The 26,240-nt window shown below is 64.3% G+C and carries 26 protein-coding genes; 11 read left to right on the top strand and 15 right to left on the bottom strand.

The window, feature by feature from the left end; all coding sequences use genetic code 11:
- Positions 1–3 precede the first annotated feature (3 nt).
- From rfaE2 to AWB72_RS02015, 7 genes are all read right to left on the bottom strand, one after another.
- Entirely contained in the window at positions 4–486 is a 483-nt protein-coding gene (gene rfaE2, locus AWB72_RS02045; protein ID WP_040053115.1) for a D-glycero-beta-D-manno-heptose 1-phosphate adenylyltransferase, read from the bottom strand.
- A 156-nt stretch (positions 487–642) separates the two neighbouring features.
- Entirely contained in the window at positions 643–1,521 is an 879-nt protein-coding gene (locus AWB72_RS02040; protein WP_040053116.1) for a ferritin family protein, read from the bottom strand.
- A gap of 402 nt (positions 1,522–1,923) precedes the next feature.
- The gene (locus tag AWB72_RS02035) at positions 1,924–2,949 is read right to left on the bottom strand and encodes a MerR family transcriptional regulator (RefSeq protein WP_244285505.1); all 1,026 of its coding nucleotides are present in this window, start codon (positions 2,947–2,949) and stop codon (positions 1,924–1,926) included.
- Positions 2,950–3,238: 289 nt separating this feature from the next.
- Positions 3,239–3,994 carry a PhaM family polyhydroxyalkanoate granule multifunctional regulatory protein gene (locus tag AWB72_RS02030; RefSeq protein WP_087127819.1) on the bottom strand — a complete coding sequence of 252 codons (756 nt, stop codon included), beginning with the start codon at positions 3,992–3,994 and terminating at the stop codon, positions 3,239–3,241.
- Positions 3,995–4,046: 52 nt separating this feature from the next.
- On the bottom strand, positions 4,047–4,874 hold the full coding sequence (locus AWB72_RS02025) for an enoyl-CoA hydratase/isomerase family protein (RefSeq protein ID WP_040053118.1): 828 nt from the start codon (positions 4,872–4,874) through the stop codon (positions 4,047–4,049).
- A gap of 28 nt (positions 4,875–4,902) precedes the next feature.
- The gene (locus tag AWB72_RS02020; RefSeq protein WP_244285529.1) at positions 4,903–6,042 is read right to left on the bottom strand and encodes an ABC transporter substrate-binding protein; all 1,140 of its coding nucleotides are present in this window, start codon (positions 6,040–6,042) and stop codon (positions 4,903–4,905) included.
- Between the two features lie 141 nt (positions 6,043–6,183).
- Positions 6,184–7,170 (bottom strand): fumarylacetoacetate hydrolase family protein, encoded by a 987-nt coding sequence (locus AWB72_RS02015; protein ID WP_087127816.1) that lies wholly within the window; start codon positions 7,168–7,170, stop codon positions 6,184–6,186.
- A gap of 99 nt (positions 7,171–7,269) precedes the next feature.
- Here AWB72_RS02015 and AWB72_RS02010 point away from each other — a divergent pair, with 99 nt between their 5' ends.
- The 7 genes from AWB72_RS02010 to AWB72_RS01980 all read left to right on the top strand — a co-directional run bounded on the left by AWB72_RS02010 (position 7,270) and on the right by AWB72_RS01980 (position 14,981).
- A complete protein-coding gene (locus tag AWB72_RS02010; RefSeq protein ID WP_374728847.1) occupies positions 7,270–8,094 on the top strand; it encodes an IclR family transcriptional regulator in 825 nt (274 codons plus the stop codon).
- Positions 8,095–8,167: 73 nt separating this feature from the next.
- Positions 8,168–9,418 (top strand): DUF3108 domain-containing protein, encoded by a 1,251-nt coding sequence (locus AWB72_RS02005; protein WP_087127813.1) that lies wholly within the window; start codon positions 8,168–8,170, stop codon positions 9,416–9,418.
- The gene (locus AWB72_RS02000) at positions 9,409–10,197 is read left to right on the top strand and encodes an alpha/beta fold hydrolase (RefSeq protein ID WP_087127812.1); all 789 of its coding nucleotides are present in this window, start codon (positions 9,409–9,411) and stop codon (positions 10,195–10,197) included. Before AWB72_RS02005 ends, AWB72_RS02000 begins: the two co-directional genes overlap by 10 nt.
- A 126-nt stretch (positions 10,198–10,323) precedes the next feature.
- Entirely contained in the window at positions 10,324–10,581 is a 258-nt protein-coding gene (locus AWB72_RS01995) for a BTH_I0359 family protein (protein ID WP_035967089.1), read from the top strand.
- Positions 10,582–10,824: 243 nt separating this feature from the next.
- Positions 10,825–11,901, top strand: coding sequence for a homocysteine S-methyltransferase family protein (locus AWB72_RS01990; protein ID WP_040053123.1), 1,077 nt, complete (start codon positions 10,825–10,827; stop codon positions 11,899–11,901).
- A gap of 18 nt (positions 11,902–11,919) precedes the next feature.
- On the top strand, positions 11,920–14,637 hold the full coding sequence (gene metH / locus AWB72_RS01985) for a methionine synthase (RefSeq protein WP_087127810.1): 2,718 nt from the start codon (positions 11,920–11,922) through the stop codon (positions 14,635–14,637).
- A gap of 143 nt (positions 14,638–14,780) precedes the next feature.
- Complete coding sequence (locus tag AWB72_RS01980) at positions 14,781–14,981, top strand: hypothetical protein (RefSeq protein ID WP_040053125.1); 201 nt, start codon at positions 14,781–14,783, stop codon at positions 14,979–14,981.
- A gap of 126 nt (positions 14,982–15,107) precedes the next feature.
- On the opposite strand, the gene AWB72_RS01975 is transcribed toward AWB72_RS01980, so the two are convergent.
- Positions 15,108–15,434, bottom strand: coding sequence for a DUF1840 domain-containing protein (locus tag AWB72_RS01975; protein WP_087127809.1), 327 nt, complete (start codon positions 15,432–15,434; stop codon positions 15,108–15,110).
- Between the two features lie 281 nt (positions 15,435–15,715).
- Between AWB72_RS01975 and argS the strand changes: the two genes are divergently transcribed.
- The 4 genes from argS (at position 15,716) to AWB72_RS01955 (ending at position 19,996) form a co-directional block, all read left to right on the top strand.
- Entirely contained in the window at positions 15,716–17,500 is a 1,785-nt protein-coding gene (gene argS / locus AWB72_RS01970; protein WP_087127807.1) for an arginine--tRNA ligase, read from the top strand.
- A gap of 139 nt (positions 17,501–17,639) precedes the next feature.
- Complete coding sequence (locus tag AWB72_RS01965; protein ID WP_087127914.1) at positions 17,640–18,413, top strand: SPOR domain-containing protein; 774 nt, start codon at positions 17,640–17,642, stop codon at positions 18,411–18,413.
- Positions 18,414–18,559: 146 nt separating this feature from the next.
- Positions 18,560–19,207 carry a thiol:disulfide interchange protein DsbA/DsbL gene (locus AWB72_RS01960; protein WP_040053128.1) on the top strand — a complete coding sequence of 216 codons (648 nt, stop codon included), beginning with the start codon at positions 18,560–18,562 and terminating at the stop codon, positions 19,205–19,207.
- Positions 19,208–19,222: 15 nt separating this feature from the next.
- On the top strand, positions 19,223–19,996 hold the full coding sequence (locus tag AWB72_RS01955; RefSeq protein WP_087127805.1) for an SDR family oxidoreductase: 774 nt from the start codon (positions 19,223–19,225) through the stop codon (positions 19,994–19,996).
- Between the two features lie 97 nt (positions 19,997–20,093).
- Here AWB72_RS01955 and AWB72_RS01950 read toward each other — a convergent pair whose 3' ends face one another.
- The 7 genes from AWB72_RS01950 to AWB72_RS01920 all read right to left on the bottom strand — a co-directional run bounded on the left by AWB72_RS01950 (position 20,094) and on the right by AWB72_RS01920 (position 26,211).
- Positions 20,094–21,371 carry a DUF3443 domain-containing protein gene (locus tag AWB72_RS01950; RefSeq protein ID WP_087127803.1) on the bottom strand — a complete coding sequence of 426 codons (1,278 nt, stop codon included), beginning with the start codon at positions 21,369–21,371 and terminating at the stop codon, positions 20,094–20,096.
- Positions 21,372–21,389: 18 nt separating this feature from the next.
- The gene (locus AWB72_RS01945; RefSeq protein ID WP_052450118.1) at positions 21,390–21,902 is read right to left on the bottom strand and encodes a DUF2844 domain-containing protein; all 513 of its coding nucleotides are present in this window, start codon (positions 21,900–21,902) and stop codon (positions 21,390–21,392) included.
- 337 nt (positions 21,903–22,239) lie between these two features.
- On the bottom strand, positions 22,240–22,941 hold the full coding sequence (cheZ, locus tag AWB72_RS01940; protein ID WP_040053131.1) for a protein phosphatase CheZ: 702 nt from the start codon (positions 22,939–22,941) through the stop codon (positions 22,240–22,242).
- 2 nt (positions 22,942–22,943) lie between these two features.
- On the bottom strand, positions 22,944–23,339 hold the full coding sequence (cheY, locus tag AWB72_RS01935) for a chemotaxis response regulator CheY (RefSeq protein WP_040053132.1): 396 nt from the start codon (positions 23,337–23,339) through the stop codon (positions 22,944–22,946).
- Positions 23,340–23,393: 54 nt separating this feature from the next.
- A complete protein-coding gene (locus tag AWB72_RS01930; protein ID WP_087127801.1) occupies positions 23,394–24,491 on the bottom strand; it encodes a protein-glutamate methylesterase/protein-glutamine glutaminase in 1,098 nt (365 codons plus the stop codon).
- Positions 24,488–25,282, bottom strand: coding sequence for a chemoreceptor glutamine deamidase CheD (cheD, locus tag AWB72_RS01925; RefSeq protein WP_087127800.1), 795 nt, complete (start codon positions 25,280–25,282; stop codon positions 24,488–24,490). The genes AWB72_RS01930 and cheD overlap by 4 nt, the downstream gene beginning before the upstream one ends.
- Positions 25,279–26,211, bottom strand: coding sequence for a CheR family methyltransferase (locus AWB72_RS01920; RefSeq protein ID WP_087127798.1), 933 nt, complete (start codon positions 26,209–26,211; stop codon positions 25,279–25,281). The genes cheD and AWB72_RS01920 overlap by 4 nt, the downstream gene beginning before the upstream one ends.
- Between the last annotated feature and the right edge of the window lie 29 nt (positions 26,212–26,240).

Raw genomic sequence — 26,240 nt, 5'->3', positions numbered from 1 at the left:
AAGTCAGGACTGCGCGCGGACCTTCTTGAGCAGCGCGGTCGTCGAGCGGTCATGCTCGAATGCGATCGCGAGCGCCTTGCCGCCCCATCCGCGCACCAGCGCCGACTCCGCCAGCTTGTCCATGTCGTAATCGCCGCCTTTCACGAGCACGTCCGGATGCACGGCGTCGATCAGTTGCAGCGGCGTCGGCTCTTCGAATTTCACGACCCAGTCCACGCTTTCCAGCGCCGCGAGCAGCGCCATGCGATCGTCTTCGCGATTGATCGGGCGGTCATCGCCCTTGCCGAGCATGCGCACGGAAGCATCGCTGTTCACGCCGACGATCAGCGTCGCGCCGAGCGCTTTCGCATCGGCGAGATAGGTCACGTGTCCGCGATGCAGGATGTCGAAGACGCCGTTGGTGAATACGACCGGCCCGGCGAGCGTCGGGCGGAGCGCGGCGAGCGCGTCGCGCGTGGTGATCTTGCGTTCGAAAATGGCGGCCATGACGACGCTCGTTGCAGTGGTTCGAGAGCGCGCATTGTGCCACGGCGATTCGCGGCATCGCGGCTGGCGGGCGCATCGAACGGTAAAGCAAATAAAAAGCGGCCCGCCAGTTTCAGGCTGGCGGGCCGCTTTCCTTCAATGCCGATGTCCCGATGTTCAGGCCGGCTGCTGTTCCGTGGAACCGCCCGGCACAGCCTGCAGACGCTGAACCACTTCCTTGCGATAGCGGTTCAGTTCCTGGGCGGTCGCGAACGAGCGCTCGAACAGGATGGACAGGTTATGCAGAATGCGTTCGACGACCTTCTTCTCCCAGCTGTCGTCGAAGCGGATTTGATCGTCCAGCCAGCGCTCGAGCCATTCGGGGTCCGGCAAACGCGATTGCACGGTATCGCGCGGGAAAAGCGCCTGATTCACGTGCAGGTTCGTCGGATGCAGCGGCTTTTCCGTGCGACGCGCGGACGCCATCAGCACGCCGATCTTCGCGAACGCGGCGCGCGCCGTATCGCCGGCATTCACGAGCGCCTTCTTCATGTAGCGCAGATAAGCGCCGCCGTGACGGGCTTCGTCGCGCGAAATGGTTTCGTAGATGTGCTTGATGACCGGCTCTGTATGCCATTCCGCCGCGCGGCGATACCAGTGGTTCAGGCGAATCTCGCCGCAGAAATGCAGCATCAGGGTTTCGAGCGGCGGCGCCGGATCGAACTCGAAGCGCACGGCGTGCAATTCCTCTTCAGTCGGCACCAGTTCCGGCCTGAAGCGGCGCAGATATTCCATCAGCACCAGCGAATGCTTCTGCTCTTCGAAGAACCACACGCTCATGAAGGCGGAGAAGTCGCTGTCGTGATGGTTGTCACGCAGAAACATTTCGGTTGCGGGAAGAGCGGACCATTCGGTGATCGCGTTCATCTTGATGGTCCTCGCCTGCTCGTCGGAGAGCAGGGACGCATCGAACTTGTCCCATGGGATGTCCTTCTCCATATCCCAACGGACGGATTCCAGCGATTTATAAAGTTCCGGATAAAGCATGGTGTTCATAGTCCACCCCTGATGCCACTTATGCGACGTTATATCTATATGACTCTCGGCCCGTGCGTGCGCGAAACCGCGGCGCGCGAGCAACCAAGCTTTCAATTTTACGCGGGATTCGGACGGCCACAGACAAAAACCGGCGACGAAGCGCCCTATTCAGCGCCGCGGCAACACGATTCGCGCGTGACATACCCATGCAGCGTGCGAATGCACCGCGTTGTGTGCGTCCTGTCTACCGTGGGTGATGAGCGAAACCTGTGCCTGAGGTAGGACCAGGGCTTTCGTCGCGCCGTCCTGCAGCGCGGGTCCGGCAGCATGCTCCATGCATGTGACACCGGCGTGATGCGCCGGTTCGCGCAAGCCGCCTGAACGCAGCACGGCGCATGCCGTACCGCCCGGGAGCCCGCTTCAGCTCGCCGTCCCGGCCTGCGCCGGCAAGCCGTCCGATAATAGCACGGAGGCCGAACGCCAAGCCGCGACAGCTTCCTCGATCGGCGGGAGGCCCGCGATGCATTCGATGCCCTCATGAACCTTGCGGCGCAGCGTCGGACTGCTGCCGCCGACCCAAATGCGCACGTGCGGCGGCAACATGCCGCGCAACTCCGACAAGCTCGTGAGGATGACCTGCGCCGGCAGCACCGAAGTGAACGAGAGCGCGACGATGTCCACGTCGTGCGCCGCCGCCGCGCTGACGATATCGTGCAGCGGCGTCTGCAGCCCGAGCTGGATGCACTGGCATTCTGAAAGCGTGAACATCGCTTCGGCCATCAGGATGCCGAGACCGTGCCCTTCGCCGGAGAGCGTCGTGAGCAGCACGCGCGGACGGTTGCCGCGCCCGCGCACCGCATCGGAGAGCGGACGCATGAGGCTGCGCAGCGTCACCTGCAGCGCCTCGCTGAAAAGATGCTCGTGATAGACCTGCAGCGTCCCGACCGCCCATGCATTGCCGATGCGCGCCGCGAGCGGCGCGGCCACGTCCAGCACGAAGCGCTCGAGTCCGTCGCGCGTGGCGCGCTTCAGCAGTCCGAAGCGAAAGTCCTCGTAAGCGCCGTTGCGCAGCAACGCGACCATCTGATCCAGCTCCGCGTCCGGCGCGTCCTGCCCGATACCGGACTCCGCCGCCAGTTGCTGCAATTGTTCGATCGGCTGCGCGAGCACCTTGCTCGGCCGATGCCCCGCGTCCAGCAGGCGCTTGACGAGCCGCAGCTTCGACACCTGTTCCTGCGGATACAGGCGTTCGCCGCCGGGCGAGCGCATCGGTTGCGGAAAGCCGTAACGTCGTTCCCAGACGCGCAGCGTGTCCTTCGTGAGGCCGATTTCCTGCGCGATCGCGCCAATGCCGATGCCCGTCAGCCCGGTTCCGAACGCGATCGGCGCCGGCGTTTCGGCCGGCGCGTCTGCTCGTTCCGCGTCGTCGGAGTCTTCCTCAGGCACGCGGTCTTGATCCGATGAATTTGTCATGGACAAAAAGAAAGGTGAATACACACCGCTATTGCTGCACGGAGCATGCCTGACCCATCAGGTGGACAAACCGCCAGTAAGTAGCCGCTTAATCATAGACAGAAATTGGCGGTTTCGCACGTGGCGTGGCGCACATAGCCGCGCGATCGCGCGCTTTCATCTTCTCGTCGCGCCGATAACGAAAGCGCCCGGTGACTTCTCAGTCACCGGGCGCAATTTCCATCTGTTCGACGTTCGGCGCGATGTCGCCGAACGCAGCCGCTCACTCGCTTTTCTTGCGCGGCGGCGTCTTGCGTGCAGCCGCTTTTTTCGCTGCGGCGGGCTTGTCGTCGTCGGTTTCGGCGGCGCCGTTCGCTTCGTCCGTTCCCGCCGCCTGTTCTGCCTGATCCGCCGATACGTCCTGCGCCCCGGTCGCGCCCGTCGCGCCGGTCATGCCCGGCTGGAGCATCGCGAGATGCGCGAGCTGATTGAACTGCGACTGCAGCGCGTTCCACCAGCCGCTCGGATCAAAACCGGGCGGCAGGCTGGCAGCCGGTTGCTGCGCGTCGTCGCCTGCGGCGGACGGCTCCGGACTCGCCGCCTGCTTCGGCTCGTCCGGTTTCGCCGCGCCGCCCATCGGCCAGCCTGCGGTCTTGGAGGTATCGGCCGCCGCGTTCTTCGCGCTTTCCATCGACGACTGCGCGAACGCGCCGAACGAGCGCAGCGTCGCGAGCGTCGCGCGCTGCACTTCGAGCGCCTGAATCGCCGATTGCAGCATGTTCAAATTCAGCTTGAGCCATTGCTCGACGGCGCGCATGTCGGTGACGCGCTTGTCGAGTTCCTCGATGTTCGTGAGCGGCGCGAGCATGTCGGACATCATCGACAGCGACGGCCCGACGCCCTGCCCGCCGCCCGGCATCGCGGCGGCGAACGGGTTCAGACGCATCATTTCCCACATCTTGCCCATCATGTCGGCCTGGCCGAATCCGGGGAAACCGGGAATCGAAAACGGCGGGGTGCCGCCTGTGTTGTCGGTCATTCGACTCTCCTGTTCGTTGGTTGATCGCGATTCGTGGATACCACGGTCTCTCTCAAAACGGCGCGCCGCCCGGGAAATCCGGCGCGCGGCGCTCGCGCAGCGACCGCATGCCTTCGTGCACGTCCGGCCCCGCGAAACCCATGAATTCGAGCGCGAGCGATGTATCGAAGGTCGGCCCCGCCGTGCGCAGCCAGTTGTTCAACGCGTACTTGGTCCAGCGGATCGCGGTCTGCGATCCCTGCGCGAGCCGGTTCGCCACTTCGATCGCTTTCGGCATGAGTTCGTTCTCTTCCACCGCGAGCGACACCAGCCCGATGCGCTCCGCCTCCTCGCCGCTCACCGGCTCGCATAGAAGCAGATAGTACTTGGCCTTCGCCATCCCGCACAGCAGCGGCCACACGATCGCGGCGTGATCGCCGGCCGCGACGCCGAGCCGCGTGTGCCCGTCGATGATGCGCGCCGACTTCGACGCAATCGATATATCCGCGAGCAACCCGGCGACGAGCCCCGCGCCGACCGCCGGCCCGTGCATCGCGGAGACGATGGGCTTGCTGCAATTGATGACGTTGTAGACGAGATCGCGCGCCTCGCGCCAGACCCGCGCGCGCACGTCGAAGTCGTTCGCCATCTCTTCGACGAGCGCGAGATCGCCGCCCGCCGAAAAGCCCTTGCCTTCGCCGCGGATCAGCGCGACGCGCGTCTCGGGATCGCGATCGATGTCGCGCCAGATATCGGCCAGTTCGCGATGCATGTTGGCGTCGGCGGTCGAGAGGCCGCTCTTGTTCGCGCCCGCGCCGGGCATCACCACCTCGAGCACGCCGTGCGCGTGGCGGCGCAATTGCAGCGACGTGTAGCCGGAGTAAAGGGAGAGATCGCTCATGTTCGTTCGCGTTGGATCGCGCGTGTGATTAGCGCGGCTGATAGAGCCACTTGCCGTCGCGTATCTCGACCATCACGCGGGCGCGCTGATCGAGGCCGATGTGATCGCCAGGCGTCATGTTGACGACGCCGTTCGTGTCCGCGAAGTTCTTCGTGCCTTCGAGGGCGTCGCGCAAGGCGGCGCGGAACGCGGGAGTACCCGGTGCGCCCGCTTTCATCGCGATGGGCACCGCGCGTTCGAGCAACATGCCCGCATCCCACGTGTAGGAGCCGAACGCCGACACCGTTCCCGCGCCCTGCTTCGCTTCGTACAGTTTGATGTAGTTGAGCGCGAGGCGCTTGGCCGGATGATCGTCGGGCAACTGCGCGGCCACGAGCACCGGGCTCGTCGGCAGGAAGGTGCCGTTGCAATCCGCGCCGCACACGCGCAGGAAGTCGCGGTTGCCCACGCCGTGATTGTGATAGACGAGGCCCTTGTAGCCGCGTTGCGCGAGCGTCTTCGGCGGCAGCGCGGCGGGCGTGCCGGCCGCGCCGACGACCACGGCATCCGGCTTCGCGGCGAGGATCTTGAGAATCTGACCGGTCACGCTCGGGTCGGTCCGGTTGAAGCGCTCGTTCGCCACCACGTTGATCTTGTGAAGCTGCGCGAACTTGGCGACTTCAGCGTAGAAAGTCTCGCCGAGCGCATCGGCCTGGCCGATATACGCGAGCGTCTTCACGCCGTGATTGCTCGCGTGCTCCGCAATGGCCGATGCCATCATCGCGTCCGTCTGCGGCGTCTTGAAGACCCAGCGGCGCTTGTCGTCCACCGGTTCGATGATCTTCGACGACGACGCGAGCGAGATCATCGGCGTCTGCCCTTGTGCGACGACATCGATCATCGCGAGCGAGTTCGGCGTGATCGACGAGCCGATGATCGCATCGACCTGATCTTCGCTGATGAGCTTCTTAGTGGTCTGGACGGCTTGCGTGGTGTCGGAGGCGTCGTCGAGCACGATGTAATCGACGGGCTTGCCGCCCATTTCCTTCGGCAGGAGCGCGACGGTATCGCGCGCGGGGATGCCGAGCGACGCGGCCGGTCCCGTCAGCGAGAGCACGAGGCCGATCTTCACGTGCGCCGTTTGCCCGAACGATGCCGTCGCCAAAGCCAACGAAACTGCTGCCGCCATCCACTTCACACCGCGCATCAACGTCTCCTTTTAGTGTTGTTCTGATCGTGCGGCCGGCGGGCCGCGACGCCCGGCAAGTGTACGGTGACGCATGCCGCCGACGCATCGGGCGAAACCCGTTGCGGCTTTATCGCTCGGGCTTCAATGCTCCAGCTGCACGACCGCCTGATCGATCGAGCCGAAGATCGACCTGCCGGCTTCGTCGAAGATCTCGATGCGCACGCTGTCGCCGAACTTCATGAACGCGGTCTGCGCCGCGCCGTGCTCGATGGTCTCCAGACACCGCTTCTCGGCGATGCAGCAGTAGCCGCGCGTCGCGTCCTTGTTGGAGATCGTGCCCGAGCCGACGATGGATCCCGCGCGCAGATTGCGCGTCTTCGCGGCATGCGCGATCAACTGGCCGAAGTGGAAGACCATGTCCACGCCGCATTCCGGCTGGCCGACTTTCTTGCCGTTCCAGTGCACGATCATCGGCCGATGCACGCGGCCTTCGCGCCACGCATCGCCCAATTCGTCGGGTGTCACGGCCACCGGCGAGAACGCGGTCGCGGGCTTGCTCTGGAAGAAGCCGAAGCCCTTCGCGAGTTCGGCGGGAATGAGATTGCGCAGCGAGACATCGTTGACGAGCATCAGCAGGCGCACGCTTTTCAGCGCTTCGTCGGGCGTGGGCGCCATGCCGACATCCGACGTGATGACGGCGACTTCCGCCTCGAAATCGATTCCATACGATTCCGACGCGCACACGATATCGTCGGTCGGCCCGATGAAGTCGTCGCTGCCGCCCTGGTACATCAGCGGATCGGTCCAGAATTCCGGCGGCATTTCCGCGCCGCGCGCGCGCCGCACGAGTTCGACGTGATTCACATACGCCGAGCCGTCGGCCCATTGAAACGCGCGCGGCAACGGCGCCATGCACGACTTCGGATCGAACGAAAACGCGTTGCGCGCGCGGCCCTGGTTCAGCGCGTCGTAAAGCTCGATCAGTTGCGGCGCGTAGAAGGCCCAGTCGTCGAGCGCGCGTTGCAGCGTGGTGACGATTCCATCGGGGATCACTGCCGTGCGCAAATCGCGCGAAACGACGACGAGCTGGCCGTCGCGCGTGCCGTCCTTCAGCGTGGCGAGTTTCATAAAGCGGAGTCGGTGACTGAGATGACGTTAAGGGAAATCTATTTTACGATGGTGAATCGCCCATTACCGCGCCAACATCTGGCCGATCCCTACGCTTTCATGCTTTCGAACCTGCCCGCCACCGCTGACGACGACGACATCGACGCTTCCGCCGAGAAAGCGCGCTCCGGCATCCAGTCGATCGAAGTCGGCTTCCGGCTGCTCGACGTGCTGACTCACGAGCCGCGCGCGATGATGCTGCGCGACCTCGCGCAGCGCGCGGGCATGAGTCCGGCGAAAGCGCATCGGTATCTGGTGAGCTTCGTGCGGCTCGGCGTGGTGTCGCAGGACCCGCTTTCCGGCCGATACGAACTCGGCGGCTTCGCGCTGCAGATGGGACTGGCGCGGCTCGCGCGCGTCGATGGCGTGAGGCTCGCGCGCATCGCGCTGGCCGAATTGCGCGACCGGCTCGACCAGACCGTGGGCATCGCGGTGTGGGGCAATCAGGGGCCGACCGTCGTGCACTGGATGGAGTCGAGCTATCCGGCGAAGGCATCGCTGAAACTGGGCGATGTCATGCCGCTGCTGTCATCCGCGACCGGCCTGCTGTTCGCCGCGTACTTGCCGCGCAGCAGGACACAGCCGATGCTCGAGCGCGAACTCGCTGCCACCCGCCAAACGATGGCCGATATCGAGCCGCTTCTCGCCGATGTCCGCGTGCACGGCGCGGCGCGCGTCGAAGGCATGCTGCTGCCGACGATTCACGCGTTCTGCACGCCGGTCTTCGATTCGACCGGCGAACTCGCGCTCGGGCTGATCGCGCTCGGCCACGAAGGCGCGTTCGATACGCGCTGGGGCGGTGAAATCGATTCCGCACTGCGCGAGTGCGCGCGCGGGTTGTCGTACGAACTGGGATATCGCGCCAGCGACGCGCCCGCGCGCTGAGGAACATCGTTTCCCCGGCGCGTGTCATAACCGTTTCCCGTTCGCCACGCGCGTTCAAACTTCTTCCGTTTCGATGCCTCTGTTCGACAATCGCCGTCCTCGTCCCGCGTCGGGCGAGCCGCCTCATGCCGTGCCCACGACCACCGCGCCTCGCCGCTGGGGGCGATGGCTGCTGGCCGCGCTCGTCGTCGCCGGATTGCATGTCGGCGCGATGCGCTGGATCGAGCGGGCGAAGCAGCCCGCGAATCCAACGGCGGTGGAGAAGCCGCCCGTGCAGGTGGAATTGCTGACGCCGAAGCCGGTTGCACCTCCGACCCCCGTGCCGCCGGCCGCGCCAGCCAAGCCCCCGTCGAAGCCCGCACGCCCCGCGCCGCAACCGCAGCCCTCGCCGGTTCTCAGCGCCGCGACGCCGCAGCCCGATGCGCCGGTTACTGCATCGTCGACGGTCGCGGCTTCGGGCGCGCCTGCGAACGCATCGGCACCGGCGGCCGCTTCGCAGCCCCCGGCAGCTTCTTCCGGCGATAAATTCAGCGTCCCGCCGACCGGCGACTTGCGCTATGACACGCTCGTGAACGGCGTGATGAATCAAACCGGCACGATCCACTGGACCAACGACGGCCAGCATTACGAGATGGTCGTGTCGATTCCGCTGCCGTTCGTCGGCCCTTACGTGTATTCGAGCAAGGGTCATATCGATGGCTTCGGCATCGCGCCGGAACAATATTCGGAAAAACGCGGCCGACGTGCCGCCGATATCGCCATCTTCAATCGCGAAACGAAACAAATCGTCTACACGCGTACGCCGAACAGCCAGCCGCTCGCCGACGGTGCGCAGGACCGTTTCAGCGTCGTCATGCAACTGGCGAGCCTCGTGCGCGGCGCGCCCGACGTCTACAAACCCGGCGTCACGCGCCAGTTCAGCGTCGCCGACAACGACAGCAGCGAAATCTGGCCGATGGAAACCGTCGGCGACGAAACCGTGCAAGCCCGCGACGGATTCGTCACCGCGCGCCATTTCACGCGCCTGCCGCGCCGCGAAGGCGACCGCCGCAAGCTCGATGTCTGGCTCGCGCCCGCGCTCGGCTGGCTGCCGGTGCGGATTCTGCAAACCGAGCCGAACGGCATGCAGATCGAAATGCTGTGGGCCGGCAACCTCCGCCTGCCGTCCGCGGCAGGCTCGCCGCAAGCGCCGGGCACGACAGATGCGTCAGACGAAACTGCACCCGCCGTCAGGGCCGGAAACCCGGCCCTGACGGCGGCGCGTTGCAGTGTTCAGGACATCCCACGCGTAGAAGCAATTCTCACGGAGCCGATATGCAGTTGAACATCAAGGGCATCGACACACGGTACGTGCTGGACAACGAAGGCGGCGGTCCCTGGCTGACGTTCATCCATCAACTGGCGGGTGATCTGTCTGTGTGGGACCAGATGGCCGGCTACTTTCGCGATGGTTACACAGTGTTACGTTACGACCTGCGCGGCCACGGTCACACGGCGGTGTCGCCGGACGACTTCACCATCGACGATCTCGCCGATGATCTCGCGGAACTGCTCGGCAAGCTCGGCGCACCGTCGACGCATGTCGTCGGCTTGTCCATTGGCGGCATGGTCGCGCAGAAGTTCGCCATCAACCATGCCGACAAAGTGGATACGTTGACCGTGGTCGGCGCACCGGCCTTCATTCGCGAAGACGCGCGCCCGACGTTCATGCAGCGCGTCGCTTCGGTGCGTGAAAACGGGACAAACAGTATCGTCGAGCCCACGCTCGAACGCTGGCTCACGGCCGAGTTTCGCAAGGCGCATCCGGAAGTCGTGGAGCAGATCGGCGAAACGATTGCGCACACGCCCGCCGAAGGTTTCGCGCGCGCGGCCCTTGCAATCAGCCGTTTCGATGCGCGCGACGGCCTTGCATCGATTGGAAAACGAACACTTGTCGTTGCCGGTGAACAGGACAATGGCACGCCGCATGCTGAATCCAGAGCGATCGCGGACTTGGTGCCGGGCGCGCAATTCGAATTACTGAAGGCGGCACATCTGTCTCCGGTCGAGGCATCCCAGCGTTTTTGCGCATTGCTCGATGCGTTCTTGCGCGCGGCTGCCTGAGCCTGTATCAAAAGAACTAAGCCTCGATAAAACGGCATCACGTCGAGGCCACCCCTTGAATTCCCACCCCGTCGCTCCACTTAAGATGCAGGTTTGCCCGGAGCAACAGGAATAAGGAGTGTCGCCATGCAAATGATCTACAACAGCCCTAACTATTGCGTCGTCGAATTTCCGCCGCAGGACAATCATCTCGCGATGATGTCGGGCGGTTACGAAATCGTCGACAAGAACACGCAACGGGAGATCTTCATCGACGGTGCGCTCGCGGAGAAGTTTCGCGAGCATGTGCAGAAGCTGATCGAGGAAGAACCTTCGCTCGAGGATGTCGACGAATTCCTCGGCCAGTTCGATATCTTGATGACCCAACCCGTCGTGCTTCACTGATTCACCGCGCGGGCGCGGCTTCACGCGCTCGCGCCGCCACCGCTTGCCGGCGATCGGGCAAGCCATGCAGCAAGGCAAACGTGCGACACGCCAGAAAGACCCCGTCCCTTTATCGGCGGGGTTCTTTTTTTCTTGCAATCGCGTGCCATCGCGCCCTGCCGGCAGGCCGGCGCGCACAGCGATTGGGCGTGGCTGCGGCTACAATGACGGACTATTTCACATCCGGTACAGGGCCTGTCCGTCATGAACCAGAACGCCAATCCGAGTCCGTCGGGCGCCAGGTCGCCCGCGCGCGCCTACACGCGCGGCGCCGCGCTGCCCGCGCTTTTGCAGCAACGCATCCTCATCCTCGATGGCGCGATGGGCACCATGATTCAGCGTTACAAGCTGGATGAAGCCGCGTATCGCGGCGAGCGCTTCAAGGATTACGGACGCGACATCAAGGGCAACAACGAGTTGCTGTCGATCACGCAGCCGCAGATCATCCGCGAGATTCACGACAAGTATCTGGCGGCGGGCGCGGACATCATCGAGACGAACACGTTCGGCGCGACGCGCGTGGCCCAGGCCGATTACGGCATGGAAGCGCTGGCGGCGGAGATGAATCTCGCATCGGCAAAGCTCGCGCGCGAAGCCTGCGATGCCTTCTCCACGCCCGACAAGCCGCGCTTCGTCGCGGGCGCGATCGGACCGACGCCGAAGACCGCGAGCATTTCGCCCGACGTCAACGACCCCGGCGCGCGCAACGTCACGTTCGACGAGTTGCGCGACACCTACTACGAGCAGGCGAAGGCGCTGCTCGATGCAGGCTGCGATTTATTCCTCGTGGAAACCATCTTCGATACGTTGAACGCGAAGGCCGCGCTCTTCGCGCTCGACGAGTTGTTCGAGGACACGGGCGAACGCGTGCCGATCATGATTTCGGGCACCGTCACCGATGCTTCCGGGCGCATTCTCTCGGGGCAGACGGTCGAGGCGTTCTGGAACTCGCTGCGTCACGCGAAGCCGCTCACGTTCGGCCTGAACTGCGCGCTGGGCGCGGCGCTGATGCGTCCGTACATCGCAGAGCTGGCGAAGCTCTGCGATACCTACGTGTCCTGCTACCCGAACGCCGGCTTGCCGAATCCGATGAGCGATACGGGCTTCGATGAAACGCCGGATGTGACTTCGGGATTGCTGAAGGAATTCGCCGAAGCGGGGCTCGTGAATCTCGCGGGCGGATGCTGCGGGACGACGCCGGAGCATATCGCGGAGATCGCGAAGGCGCTGGCGCAAGTGAAGCCGCGCGCGTTTCCGTCGCAGTATCGGGATGCTGCCTGACATCAAAGAGACAAGAAAATGACCGACCACACGATGCGTCTCTCCGGCCTCGAGCCGTTCAACGTCACCGACGGATCGCTGTTCATCAACGTCGGCGAGCGCACCAACGTGACCGGCTCGAAGGCGTTCGCGCGCATGATCCTGAACGGCCAGTTCGACGAAGCCCTCGCCGTCGCGCGCCAGCAGGTCGAGAACGGCGCGCAGGTCATCGACATCAACATGGACGAGGCCATGCTCGATTCGAAAGCCGCCATGGTGCGCTTTCTGAATCTCATCGCCTCGGAGCCGGACATCGCGCGCGTGCCGATCATGATCGACTCGTCGAAGTTCGAGGTGATCGAAGCGGGCCTCAAGTGCGTGCAGGGCAAGGCCATCGTCAATTCCATCTCGCTGAAGGAAGGCGAAGACGCGTTTCGCCATCACGCGAACCTCATTCGCCGCTACGGCGCGGCCGCCGTCGTCATGGCGTTCGACGAACAAGGCCAGGCCGATACCTTCGAGCGCAAGACGCAAATCTGCAAGCGTTCCTACGACGTCCTCGTGAACGAAGTCGGCTTCGCGCCCGAAGACATCATCTTCGACCCGAACATTTTCGCGATCGCGACGGGCATCGAAGAGCACAACAATTACGCGGTCGATTTCATCAACGCGACGCGCTGGATCAAACAAAATCTGCCGCACGCGAAGGTTTCGGGCGGCGTGTCGAACGTGTCGTTCTCATTCCGCGGCAACGACCCGGTGCGCGAAGCCATCCATACCGTGTTCCTGTATCACGCGATCCAGGCGGGCATGGACATGGGCATCGTGAACGCGGGCCAGCTCGGCGTGTATGCCGATCTCGACGCCGAGTTGCGCGATCGCGTGGAAGACGTGGTGCTCAATCGGCGCGAAGACGGAACGGACCGTCTGCTCGAAATCGCCGACAGGTTCAAGACCGGCGCGGCGAAGAAGGAAGAGAATCTCGAATGGCGCAATCAGCCGGTCGAGCAGCGGCTCTCGCATGCACTCGTGCACGGCATCACGAATTTCATCGTCGAGGATACCGAGGAAGTCCGTCAGAAGATCGACGCCGCCGGCGGCCGTCCGATCAACGTGATCGAAGGTCCGCTGATGGACGGCATGAACATCGTCGGCGACCTGTTCGGCGCGGGCAAGATGTTCCTGCCGCAGGTCGTGAAGTCGGCGCGCGTGATGAAGCAGGCGGTGGCGCATCTCATTCCGTTCATCGAAGAAGAGAAAAAGCGCATGGCCGATGCCGGCGCGGACGTGCGCTCGAAGGGCAAGATCGTCATCGCGACCGTCAAGGGCGACGTGCACGATATCGGCAAGAACATCGTGTCGGTCGTGCTCCAGTGCAACAACTTCGAAGTGGTCAACATGGGCGTGATGGTGCCGTGCGCGACCATCCTGCAGAAGGCGAAGGAAGAAGGCGCGGACATCATCGGGCTGTCGGGGCTCATCACGCCGAGCCTCGAAGAAATGGCTTACGTCGCGTCCGAAATGCAGCGCGACGAATACTTCCGCGGCAAGCAGACGCCGCTCTTGATCGGCGGCGCAACGACTTCGCGCGTGCATACCGCCGTGAAGATCGCGCCGCATTACGAGGGGCCGGTCGTGTACGTGCCGGATGCGTCGCGTTCGGTGTCGGTGGCGTCGAGCCTGTTGTCGGACGAAGGCGCGGCGAAGTATCTCGATGAACTCAAGAGCGACTACGAGCGCATCCGCCATCAGCACGCGAACAAGAAAGCGTTGCCGATGGTCACGTACGCCGAAGCGCGCGCGAACAAGACGAAGATTGACTGGAACGCGTACACACCGAAGAAGCCGAGCTTCATCGGACGCCGCGTGTTCAAGAACTACGATCTCGCGGAACTGGCGAATTACATCGACTGGGCGCCGTTTTTCCAGACGTGGGATCTGGCGGGCCCGTATCCGGCGATTCTGAACGACGAGATCGTCGGCGAATCGGCGCGGCGCGTGTTCTCGGACGGCAAGTCGATGCTCTCGCGCATCATCCAGGGCCGCTGGCTCACGGCGAACGGCGTCGTCATGCTGCTGCCGGCGAACACGGTCAACGACGACGACATCGAAATCTACACGGACGAATCGCGCTCCCAAGTGGCCATGACGTGGCGCAATCTGCGTCAGCAAAGCGTGCGGCCGGTCGTCGATGGCGTGATGCGCCCGAACCGCTCGCTCGCCGACTTCATCGCGCCGAAGGAATCGGGCGTGGCGGACTACATCGGTCTGTTCGCGGTCACGGCGGGCCTGGGCGTCGACAAGAAGGAACAGCAGTTCGAAGCCGATCACGACGACTACAGCGCGATCATGCTGAAGGCGCTCGCCGACCGTTTCGCGGAAGCCTTCGCCGAAGCGCTGCACGCGCGCGTGCGCCGCGAACTGTGGGGCTACGCATCGAACGAAACGCTCGACAACGAAGCGCTGATCGCCGAGAAGTACACGGGCATCCGCCCCGCGCCGGGTTATCCGGCGTGTCCGGACCATCTCGTGAAGCGCGATATGTTCGAAGTGCTTCAGGCGGACGAACTCGGCATGAGCGTGACCGAATCGCTCGCGATGCTGCCGGCCGCGAGCGTGTCGGGCTTCTATATCGCGCATCCGGAAAGTACGTACTTCTCGGTCGGCAAGATCGGCGACGATCAGCTTCAGAGTTTCGCGCAACGCATGGCGATATCGTCGTCGGATGCGGAACGGGCGCTCGCGCCGCTGCGGTAAGTGCGTCGAAGCACTATATCGGCCGACTGATAGCGGACAACAGGCACGCTTTCGGCGGGAAGTTTTTGATTTCCGTAGACTGGTACCCGCGATAGGCCGTCACGACGACGGCCACGCATTCTTTTCGTCACGGAGAAAGTCGCATGAAGAAGATGACGTCCGCCGTAACCGTTCTGATCGCCGCGGCTGTTCTCGCTGCGTCGGGTTCGGCCTTCGCACAGGCCAGCAGCACCGAGGCATCGTCGTACTCGCCGCCGCAAACGGAGCACAAGAAGAAGCCGAAGAAGCCCCGCAAGCCCACGACGGCCAAACCGGCTCCGGCCGAAGGCGGCCAGTCGCAGTAAGCGAATGGTTCATCGTAAAAAGAAAACCCGCATCGACGTTGCCGATGCGGGTTTTTCTTTATGCCATGAAGCGTTCCGATCGTTCGGACGTCACAAGGAACGTGACCCGGTACGTGACCCGGAATTTCACACGCCCCAGAGAATGTCCTTCTTCTCTTTCTGCGCGAGGCGCAGCATGTCGAGGAACGGATACGCGCGCTGCGCAAGTCCGATAGGAATCTCATGCGGGTCGTGTCCCGCTTCGCCTTCGTGGAAATGACCGTCGTGCTCGGCGCGCTCTTTCTTGTCGGTCACGATAGCCGCTTCGAGTTTCTGAATGGCCGCGGGCAGTTCGTCCGGCGTAATGACACCCCGCGCCGTCAGTTGCTTGCCGATGATGCCGAGCAGATACTCCGCCAGGTTATCGAGCATCAGGACGTCGGGTGCAGCCATGGTCTTGAATGTAATCAGCATGGGAAGGTCCTTTTCCTTTTGTTGGATGACAGCCGGTCTTCGATGCAAACCACGTTGCAAGCGCGCCGACGAGCCTGTTCTTCGCTGACAGCCACCCTCTTTAGACAGTTTAGCATTTGCTAAACTCCCGGTTTAGCTATGTCTCACGCCCGAATTGCGCGCCGTTTCGCATCGTTTCGCGTCGTTCGTCACGTGGCCCCCGGCTGAGAAGCCGCGTCACACGGCGTCTCGCTTCGCCTTCCTCTATCGCATCCGCACCCGCTTCACTGGATCACATCAGCATGCTGCCCGCACACAAAGAAACCCTGGAAACGCTTATCTCCGACGCGGTCAAGCAGGTCGCGCAATCCACGCTCGGCGCGAGCGAAGCCGCTTTCGTCGCGCCCGCGATCGTGCTCGAACGACCGAAGGTCGCGGCGCACGGCGACGTGGCGTCGAATGTCGCGATGCAGCTCGCCAAGCCGCTGCGCGCGAATCCGCGTCAGCTGGCGCAGCAGATCGTCGATGCCGTGATCGCGCATCCGCAGGCTCAGGGTCTCGTCGATCACGCGGAAGTCGCGGGGCCAGGCTTCATCAACCTGCGGCTTGCGGCGAAGGCCAAGCAAGACGTGATCCCGGCGGTGCTGGACGAAGCCGCCGCCTTCGGCCGCTCACAGCGCGATGCGGGCAGGCACGTGCTCGTCGAATTCGTGTCGGCGAATCCGACGGGTCCGCTGCACGTCGGCCACGGCCGTCAGGCCGCGCTCGGCGACGCACTTTCGAACCTGCTCGCCACGCAAGGCTACGACGTGCATCGCGAGTTCTATTACAACGACGCGGGCGTGCAGATCGGCAATCTCGCCATTTCGACGCAGGCGCGCGCACGCGGCATCAAGCCCGGCGACGCAGAATGGCCGGAAGCGGCGTACAACGGCGAGTACATCGCGGATATCGCGCGCGACTACATGGCGGGCGCGACCGTCGCGGCGAAGGACGGCGAGCCGGTGAAGGGCAGCGGCGACGTCGACGATCTCGAAGCCATTCGTCATTTCGCGGTCGCGTATCTGCGCCATGAACAAGACATGGACCTGACCGCGTTCGGCGTGAAGTTCGACCAGTTCTATCTGGAGTCGTCGCTGTACAAGGAAGGGCGCGTCGAACAAACGGTTCAGGCATTGATCGATGCCGGCAAGACCTACGAGCAGGAAGGCGCGCTGTGGCTGCGCACCACCGATGACGGCGACGACAAGGACCGCGTCATGCGCAAGTCCGACGGCACGTTCACCTACTTCGTGCCGGACGTCGCGTATCACGTGACGAAGTGGCAGCGCGGCTTCACCAAGGTCATCAACATTCAGGGCTCGGACCATCACGGCACGATCGCGCGCGTGCGTGCGGGGCTGCAAGGGCTCGGCATCGGCATTCCGAAGGGTTATCCCGATTACGTGCTGCACAAGATGGTGACCGTCATGCGCGACGGCCAGGAAGTGAAGATCTCGAAACGCGCGGGCAGCTACGTGACCGTGCGCGATCTGATCGAATGGTCGGGCGGCATGACGCCGGGCAACGAAGCCGCGCCCGATCAACTCGACGAAGACATGATCCGCCGCGGCCGCGACGCCGTGCGCTTCTTCCTGATTTCGCGCAAGGCGGACACGGAGTTCGTGTTCGACATCGACCTCGCGCTCAAGCAGAACGACGAGAACCCGGTCTATTACGTGCAATACGCGCACGCGCGCATCTGCACGATCCTCGGCGACTGGAAGGAACGCTACGCCGGCGATGTCGCGCAGGCGGCGAAGGCCGATCTCTCGCCGCTGTCGAGCGACCGCGCGATGGCGCTGCTCAACAAGCTCGCCGAGTTCCCCGAGATGCTCGCGCACGCCGCCGAAGAACTCGCGCCGCACGCCGTCGCGTTCTATCTGCGCGACCTCGCTGGCGAATTTCACTCGTTCTACAATGCCGAGCGCGTGCTGGTGGACGACGAGCAGGAACGCACCGCGCGCATCGCGCTGCTCGCGGCCACGCGGCAGGTGCTCGAAAACGGACTCGCGACCATCGGCGTGTCCGCTCCCCAGAAGATGTAAGCGCATTTCGCCCGGTTCGCGCGCGCCTGTAACTTTATGACGCTTCGGCGTGCGCGGACGCAAGGATGGTGCGGGCTCGCATGACGCGACCGCTATAATCGTCGGCCAACTCGAAGACTTTTTGCAGGTGATTCATACGATGGCAAAACCACGCCGCACGTCGAAGCAGTCGCAATCGAAGCAAACCGGGGGAACCTTTCTCGGCATCGTGCTGGGTCTGATCGTCGGACTCGCGATCGCCGTGATCGTCGCGCTTTACATCACGCGCGCGCCGACGCCGTTCGTCGCGAAGGTCGCGCCGCCGCCGTCGGAAAGCTCGTCCGCGCCCGCCGCACAACCGTACGATCCGAATCGTCCGCTGCAAGGCAAGTCGCCCGGCCAGCCGGTCCCGCAAGCCGCCCAGCCCACGCCGCCGAACACCGCGCCCGGCCAGAGCAACAATCAGACGCAATCGTCGGGCATGCTGGACGAGCCGCAGATCGTCGAAGTGCCGCCCAGCGCGGGCACGACCGCTTCCGCGCCGAAGAGCGGCAGCGCGGCCATCGCGAAGAAGCCTGAACAGCCCGCGCCGGGCACGAACGGCTCGACGAGTTCGTCGACCGCTGCCACGCCCAAGGCCGGCTCCGCGCCGAGCACCACCGCCAAGACCACGCCGCCCGCTCCCGGCGACGTGAACACCGGCTATTTCCTGCAAGTCGGCGCGTACAAGACGCAATCCGATGCCGAGCAGCAGCGTGCGCGTCTCGGCTTCCAGGGCTTCGAATCGAAGGTCACGCAGCGCGACGCGGGCGGTGTGACGTACTATCGCGTGCGTATCGGTCCGTTCGCGAAGTTCGAGGACATGAACACGGCGCGTCAGCGTCTGTCCGACGCGGGCGTCGATACCGCCGTGATCCGCTTCTCGAAGCAATAAGCTGCACGAAGGCCGCGCGTACGTCCCGAGCGCGGCCTGGCTTAAGTGTGGTTTAAGCGTGGTTTAAGCGTCGTATGTCCCACTGATGGGCCTTCTACGCACCGGCCACGCTGCCTCTCACCTTGCTCCTTCGCTCCAAAACGATCATGAAAAAACTGTTCAGCGCCATCGCCCTTTCCCTCGGCATCGCCGCCGCGTCGTTGAGCGTGGCGAGCGTGGCATCCGCGGCTCCTGCCGCCGGCAAGGACTACACGGTGCTTCAGGCGCCGCAGCCGGTCGGCGCACAGGCGGGCAAGATCGAAGTCATCGAGTTCTTCTGGTACGGCTGCCCGCACTGCAACGAATTCGAGCCGTATATCGAAGCGTGGGAAAAGAAGCAGGGTCCGGATGTCGTGTTCAAGCGCGTGCCGGTGGCGTTCCGCGACGACTTCATTCCGCATTCGAAGATGTATCACGCGCTTGTCGCGCTCGGCGTCGAGGAGAAGGTGACGCCCGCCGTGTTCAACGAAATCCACGTGAAGAAGAACTACCTGCTGACGCCGCAAGCGCAGGCTGACTTCCTCGCGACGCAAGGCGTCGACAAGAAGAAGTACATGGACGCGTACAACTCGTTCTCGACGCAAAGCGACGTGCAGCGCGACGCCAAGCTGCTGCAGGACTACAAGATCGACGGCGTGCCGACGGTCATCGTGCAGGGCAAATACGTGACCGGCCCGGCGCAGACCAACAGCCTGACGGGCACGACGCAGGTCATGGACTTCCTCGTCCAGCAAGTGCGCAACAAGAAGATGTAAAGGTTCAAGGCCGGTATGAATGCAGTTCCGTTGAAGGTTTTCATTACCGGCGCGTCGAGTGGAATCGGTCAGGCACTGGCCGAGGAATACGTGAAACGCGGGGCCGTGATCGGCCTCGTCGCGCGGCGCGTCGAGTCTCTCGCGGCATTCGCCGCGCGTCATCCCCAAGCATCCATCTCCATTTATCCCGCCGATGTCCGCGATCCCGAAGCGATCGCCGATGCCGCGCGCCGCTTCATCGCGGAGCACGGTGCGGCGGACGTCGTGATCGCGAACGCGGGCATCAGCCAGGGCGCGCTCACCGGCCACGGCGAACTTGAGACGTTCCGCGCGGTGATGGACGTGAACTACTTCGGCATGGTGGCGACGTTCGAGCCGTTCGTCGCGTCGATGACGGCCGCGCGGCGCGGCACGCTCGTCGGCATTGCAAGCGTCGCGGGCGTGCGCGGGCTGCCGGGATCGGGCGCATACAGCGCGTCGAAATCGGCGGCGGCGAAGTATCTGGAAGCGCTGCGCGTGGAGATGCGGCCGCAGGGCGTCGCGGTCGTGACCATCGCGCCGGGCTATGTGCGCACGGAAATGACGGCGCACAATCCGTATCGCATGCCGTTTCTGATGGACGCCGACCGCTTCGCCGCCAAAACCGCCGACGCCATCGCGCGCAAAGTGCGCTACGCGACGTTTCCGTGGCAGATGCGCGTCGTCGGCATGCTGCTGCACGTGCTGCCGCGCTGGCTCTACGACGCCGCGTTCGAGCGCGCGCCGCGCAAGCCTCGGGCGACGGAATGAGCGGTCCGCAGGCGTAAAAAAAAATCCGGCCGCATGGCCGGATTTTTTTATGCGCATCACGCTGACCAGCCGATGCAGCGCCGGCCAGCGCGATGGTTCAGAACGCCACGTACGGCGAGCTGCCCGGCAGGTCGTATCCGACGAAAACGTGCCGCCCGAAGAAGAACGGCAGGCCGAAATCGAAGGAGCCGCTCATTCCCAACTGGCCGCCCAGGCTGTTGAACGCGTACTTGCCGCCGCCCGAGGTCAGCGTGCGCGCGTTCACGATACTGAACGGAACGGTCGCCGTATTGCCTTCGCTGCCCTTCACCGTCGCCGAAAGCGATTGTTCGGAGCTCGGGCAATAGAACACGCTCGAACTCGAACAGAGCGGGAAGTTGTCCTGGAAGAACAGCCCGTTCGATCCGGAATCGAAGAACGCCTGGACCGACGCGCCCTTATACGTGCCCGAGAGGTCGCCGTAGGTGTCGGTGCCGAGCTTCGTCACGCCCGTGAGCGTGTTGTTGCCCTGCGTGCCGATGCCGAATACCAGCGTGCCGCTCGCGCTCGCGGCTCCGGTATCCGGAACCTGAGGCAGTTGCAGGATCACGCCGTTATTGTTGACCGCGAACTTCGTGACGGGATTGGTGACCTGCTGCGCCACCGGCACGGTCGTCGCCGTACAGTTCGTGCCGTTCGCGCACGAGAAGTACATGCTGTTGAGCGCGGTCGTCGCGCAGTTCGTGCCGCAGTCGTAGGTTGCCGGGCCGATGCCGAGAATGCCGTTCGCGCCGATATCGGCGGTGGAATTCTCGTCGTTGCCGGACGGGCAGCCGTTCAGGCCTTGCGGCGCCGCCGATGCATCCAGATCGCCGATTACCTGCACCGGCACGGCGCTCGCCAGTTCCGTGCCGATGCGCACGTCCGCCTGACGCACGGTGCCCCACGTATAGCCGTCCGCGAAACCGGCGCATTCGGCGAGCTGGCCGCCGTTCGCGGCGCGCACCGTCGGCAGGCTGCCGAGCACCGACTGCGCCGCCGAACTCAGGATGCGCAGGCCGAACGAGGCCGTATCGAGCTGAATATGGTCGATGGTCTGGCAAACATTCGTGCCGGGCGCGCAAACCTTGACCGAAACGTTCGGGATGTTGACGAAGCCCGCGACGCCCGCATCGACGCTGATGGGCACGGCGTTCGTGCCGTTAACGGGAGTGGGCTGCGCGTTCGCCGTGTTCGACGAGCCGCCGCTGGAACCGCCGCTCGAGCTGTTGTGATTGTCGTTGCCGCCGCCGCACGCGGCGAGCGTCAGCGCAAGAAACAGCGCGCCGAGCCAGCGGGCTGCGTTGCCGGCGCGCGAGGAGGAAGCCGCGCCGGGGCCGAGTGTCGTTCTACGCATATCGGATTCTCCGGTCGCTTACTGGATGTCGCTGGCGGAAACGCCGGCGGGCAAGGATGGCGGCAGATACGCGCTGCCTGAGAACGCGCCCATGTGGCCGCCCGAACGCACGACGAGGCCCGTGTCCTGGACACTCACCGGTCCGCGTCCGCCGCGCGCGGCGCGCTGCGCGAGCAAGCCTTGCTGATACTGCGGGAAATAGGTCCCGAGCAGCGTCGAGAGGTCCGGCATGCGCGGTCCGCGCCAAGAAATGCCGAACACCGTGCCTGCCGACGACACATATTCGTTGACGACCGTACCGCTCGCGAGCGTCGTCGTGCGGACGGTGTAATTGGATGCCGCCGATGCCGACGCACCCGATGCCGCGGCGTGCACGACCGATTGTTCGGTGGTCGCGCCCTGCGGCGCGGTCAAGGGCTCGCTGCCGAGTCCGGCGTGCGCCGGGGCGACGGCGCAGACGCCGATGACGCCCGCGACGAGCGCCAACGACGCCTTGAGATGCCCATGACGGGGTTGCTTCAGTGCCTTCACTGGGCCTCCTGTCGATTCCTGTGGATTGTGCTGACGAGGGCGCCGCCGCGCTCTTCAGGCGGCGCGCCCGTCACGATGGAGCGGCGCGCGCGCCGCTTTTTGCGCATCGGTGACGATGCTATAGCCATCAGTATGCCAAACCCGCCGGCGCGTGCTCCGGTTGGGCATCGCGTGTTGGCGGCGGCTGATAGTGGAATCGTAAGGAGCAGGAAAGTTCCGCGTCGATAGATACTTTGCGAAAAGCAGCGATCTTCCGGCCCTACCCGCGGTCCGGACGCGACAAGGCGGAACGCATCGGAAGATGCGCTCCGCCTTATTGCTGCGGCGCAGCGGGGCTTTAGAAGCCGAGGCTTGCGAGCAGGTCGTCGACTTGCGACTGATCCTGCACGACGTCGCTGCGTCCCTGCGGATTGATCTGCGGACCGTTCAACAACGATTCCGGGCTGCCGCTCGCCGACACCAGCGCCGCCGCCGATGCCGCGAACTGCTCGCGGCGCTCCGGCGCGATGTTTTCCAGCAGAACGCCCAACAATTGCTGCTCGATCAGATGCACGACATCCGTGATCTTCTTGATGACCTGTCCGGTCAAGTCCTGGAAATCCTGCGCAAGCATGATTTCGAGCAGTTGCGCATTGGTCGCCTGGGTCTTTTCCGGCACGCTTTGCAGGAAGCTGCGCGTCTGCGCGAGCAGTTCGCCGGCTTCGCCGTGCGGCAGCGGCGCGCCGTACCATTGCGCCCAGCGCGCGTCGAGCGCCTGCGCTTCGCGCTGCATCGCTTCCTGCATCGGCTTGGCGAGTTCGATCGCGTTGAGCGCACGGTCCGCCGCCTGCTCGGTCATCGTCGCGACGTACTTCAGTCGATCGCGCGCGTCGGGCACGGCTTCCGCCGCCGCTTCGAGCTGCTTGTCGAGGCCGAGTTCGCGCATCGAATCGCGCAGCGTGCGCGTCAGCTGGCCGATGCGGGCAAGGATGCGGTCGCTCGACTGATCGCCATCACTCTCGACAGTCGCTGCTGAGAATTCAGTGGTCAGATCGTTCACGATCAGCTCCCGGTTTTCGCCATCTTCTCGAGAATCTTGGTGAGCTTCTCGTCGAGCGTGGCCGCCGTGAACGGCTTGACCACGTATCCGTTCGCGCCAGCCTGCGCCGCCGCGATGATGTTCTCCTTCTTCGATTCCGCCGTGACCATCAACACCGGCAGATGCGACAGCGCCGCGTCCGCGCGGATCTGCTGCAGCATCGAGAGGCCGTCGAGGTTCGGCATGTTCCAGTCGGAGATCACGAAGTCGAAGCCGCCGCCGCGCAGACGCGCGAGGCCCGCCGCGCCGTCTTCCGCTTCGTCGACGTTCGAATAGCCCAGTTCCTTCAGCAAATTGCGAACGATACGGCGCATCGTCGGAAAATCATCGACGACGAGGATCTTCATGTTCTTGTCCATCACTACTCCCTTGTGTTCTTCAACGCGGCGACGCCGCACATTCAATCGAAAAAATCAGACGCGCTGTACGCGGTCGCCCATCGACGCCAGCCGCGCCATCACGCGGCGGCTCATTTCAGACAGCGGCGCGACTTCGCTCGCGCCGCCCATTGCAATTGCTTCGCGCGGCATGCCGAACACCACGCAGCTCGCTTCGTCCTGCGCGAGCGTGTATGCGCCCGCCTGCTGCATTTCGAGCAGCCCCGCCGCGCCGTCGCGGCCCATGCCGGTCAGAATCACGCCGATCGCGTTCTTGCCCGCGTGCTGCGCGGCCGAGCGGAACAGCACATCCACCGAAGGACGATGCCGGTTCACCGGCGCGGCATCGGAAAGATGCGCGACGTAGTTCGCCCCGCTTCGCGCGAGCACCAGATGCGAGTGGCCCGGCGCGATATACGCGTGACCCGGCAGCACGCGCTCGCCGTGCTCGGCTTCCTTCACCGTGATCCGGCACAGCCCGTTCAGACGCTGCGCGAACGACTTCGTGAAGCCGGGCGGCATGTGCTGCGCGATCAGCACGGCGGGCGCATCGGGCGGCAGCGGCACGAGCACTTCGCGGATCGCTTCGGTGCCGCCCGTCGATGCGCCGACGATCACGAGCTTTTCCGTCGAAAGGAGCGGATTGTTGAAGTTCGGCGCGGCCTTGGGCGCGGCATGCGCCGATGCGACGGCCGCATGCGTCGTTTGCCGCACGCGCGCCCGCGACGCCGCGCGCACCTTGTCGGCGAGTTTCTCGGCGTAATCGAGCATGCCGTCGCGAATGCCGACTTTCGGCTTCGTCACGAAGTCCACGGCGCCGAGTTCCAGCGCGCGCAGCGTGATTTCGTTGCCGCGCTCGGTCAGCGACGACACCATCACGACCGGCATCGGCCGCAGGCGCATCAGCTTTTCGAGGAAGTCGAGGCCGTCCATGCGCGGCATTTCGACGTCGAGCGTCAATACGTCCGGGTTGTGCTGCTTGATCAGCTCGCGCGCGACGAGCGGATCGGGCGCGGTCGCGCACACGTGCATGTCGGGCTGCGAGTTGATGATTTCGGTCATCAGGCTGCGCACGAGCGCCGAATCGTCGACGCACAGCACCTTGATCTTCGTTGCGTTCGATATAGCGCTCATGCTTCCTCCGCCGCCTTGATGCCGCGCAGCGCACTGGATGCGCCGAACAACTCCACGCGCGGCTTGCGCGCCGCCGCCGCAGTCGTCGCGTTTGCATTCACAGCGCCTGACGCACCGAACAATTCGACGCGCGGCTTGGCCGTCGCCTGGGCCGTGGCCTTCGTGCGATCGACGTTGAACAGCTCGACGCGCGCACGCGCCCGCGCGAGGCGGTCGGCGCGCTCTTCCGGCGTGCGCTCGACGAGCGCCTGCTCGCGTTCGACGACGACCGGATCGTGCTGCGTCTTGAGCTTCTTGACCATCACCTGGCCGGTGCGCGGCATGAACGCGACCTTGCGCGGATACATGCCCTGCAAGTCCTCGGCGACGATGCGAATCTTTTCCAGCGCCAGATAGCGCCGCACGAACTCCGAGTTGCGATCGCCGATGTTGATCGTCGTCATGCCCGCGAGCACCGCGCCGCCGCCGAAGACCTTCGCTTCGAAACGCTCGCGCCGTCCGCCGCGCTTGATGAGCTCGTTGATGAGCACTTCCATCGCGTATGCGCCGTAGCGCATGGAATCAGACGATGCGTGCGACGGATCGGAACCGTCGTCGGGCAACATGAAGTGATTCATTCCGCCGATGCCCGCCGTGCGGTCGTTGATGCACGCCGCTACGCACGAGCCGAGCACCGTCACGAGCACCATGTCTTCGCTCGTCATGTAGAACTCGTTCGGCAGGAGCTTCACGCCGGGCTTCTGGAAATGATTGTCGAAATACAGGTTCGACGCGATCGGCAGTCCGCTCATGCCGGCTCTCCGGCCAGCGCGCGCGCGGGCTTGGCGGCGGCAGGCTTCGTGTCGCGCGTCAGTTCGTAGACCGTCTGACCGCGCAGCCTGAACGCCTGCGAAACATACGTGAAGTTCTCCGAATGGCCCGCGAACAGCAAGCCGCCCGGCTTCATCAGCGGCTCGAAGCGCGAGAGCACTTGCCCTTGCGTCGGCTTGTCGAAGTAGATCATCACGTTGCGGCAGAAGATGGCGTCGAACGGGCCTTTCACGTCGTAGCGCGAATCGGTCAGGTTGACGCGGCCGAAGTTCACCATCGCGCGCAATTCGGGCCGCACTTTCACGAGGCCGGTTTGCGCGCCCTTGCCCTTCAGGAAGAAGCGCTTGAGGCGTTCGACCGGCATCGACTTCACCTGATCGAGCGAATACACGCCGGCGTCGGCCTTGGCGAGCACCTGGCTGTCGATGTCGCTGGCGAACACCGTGCAGTGGCGCGCGGCCTGCTCGCCGAGCGCTTCGACGAGCGTCATCGCGATCGAATACGGCTCTTCACCCGTCGATGCCGCCGAGCACCACACCGACACCGGCTGCTGACGGCGCTTCGCGAAGTCCGCGAGAATCGGAAAGTGATGCGACTCGCGGAAGAACGCGGTGAGGTTGGTGGTCAGCGCGTTGACGAAGGCTTCCCACTCGGCGCTTTCATCGTTCGATTCGAGGCGGTCGAGATACGACTTGAACGTGTCGAGACCGCATGCGCGCAGGCGCCGGGCGAGCCGGCTGTAGGCCATGTCGCGCTTGTGGTCCGACAGGGAGATGCCCGCGCGGCGATGAATCAGCTCGCGGATGCGGGCGAAATCCGCCACGGTGAATTCGAAGTCGCGCTCCACTTCGGGACCGCGTACGCCTCCGGCGAGTTCGACGCGTGCCTTCTGTGCGTTCGGCGTTGCCATGATGATGTCTCGTGCTTGACTGGCGCCGT

It is taken from the genome of Caballeronia concitans (genome assembly GCF_001544615.1).
In the GTDB taxonomy this organism is placed as follows: Bacteria; Pseudomonadota; Gammaproteobacteria; order Burkholderiales; family Burkholderiaceae; genus Caballeronia; species Caballeronia concitans.
This window is presented reverse-complemented; position numbering and strand designations above follow the sequence as displayed.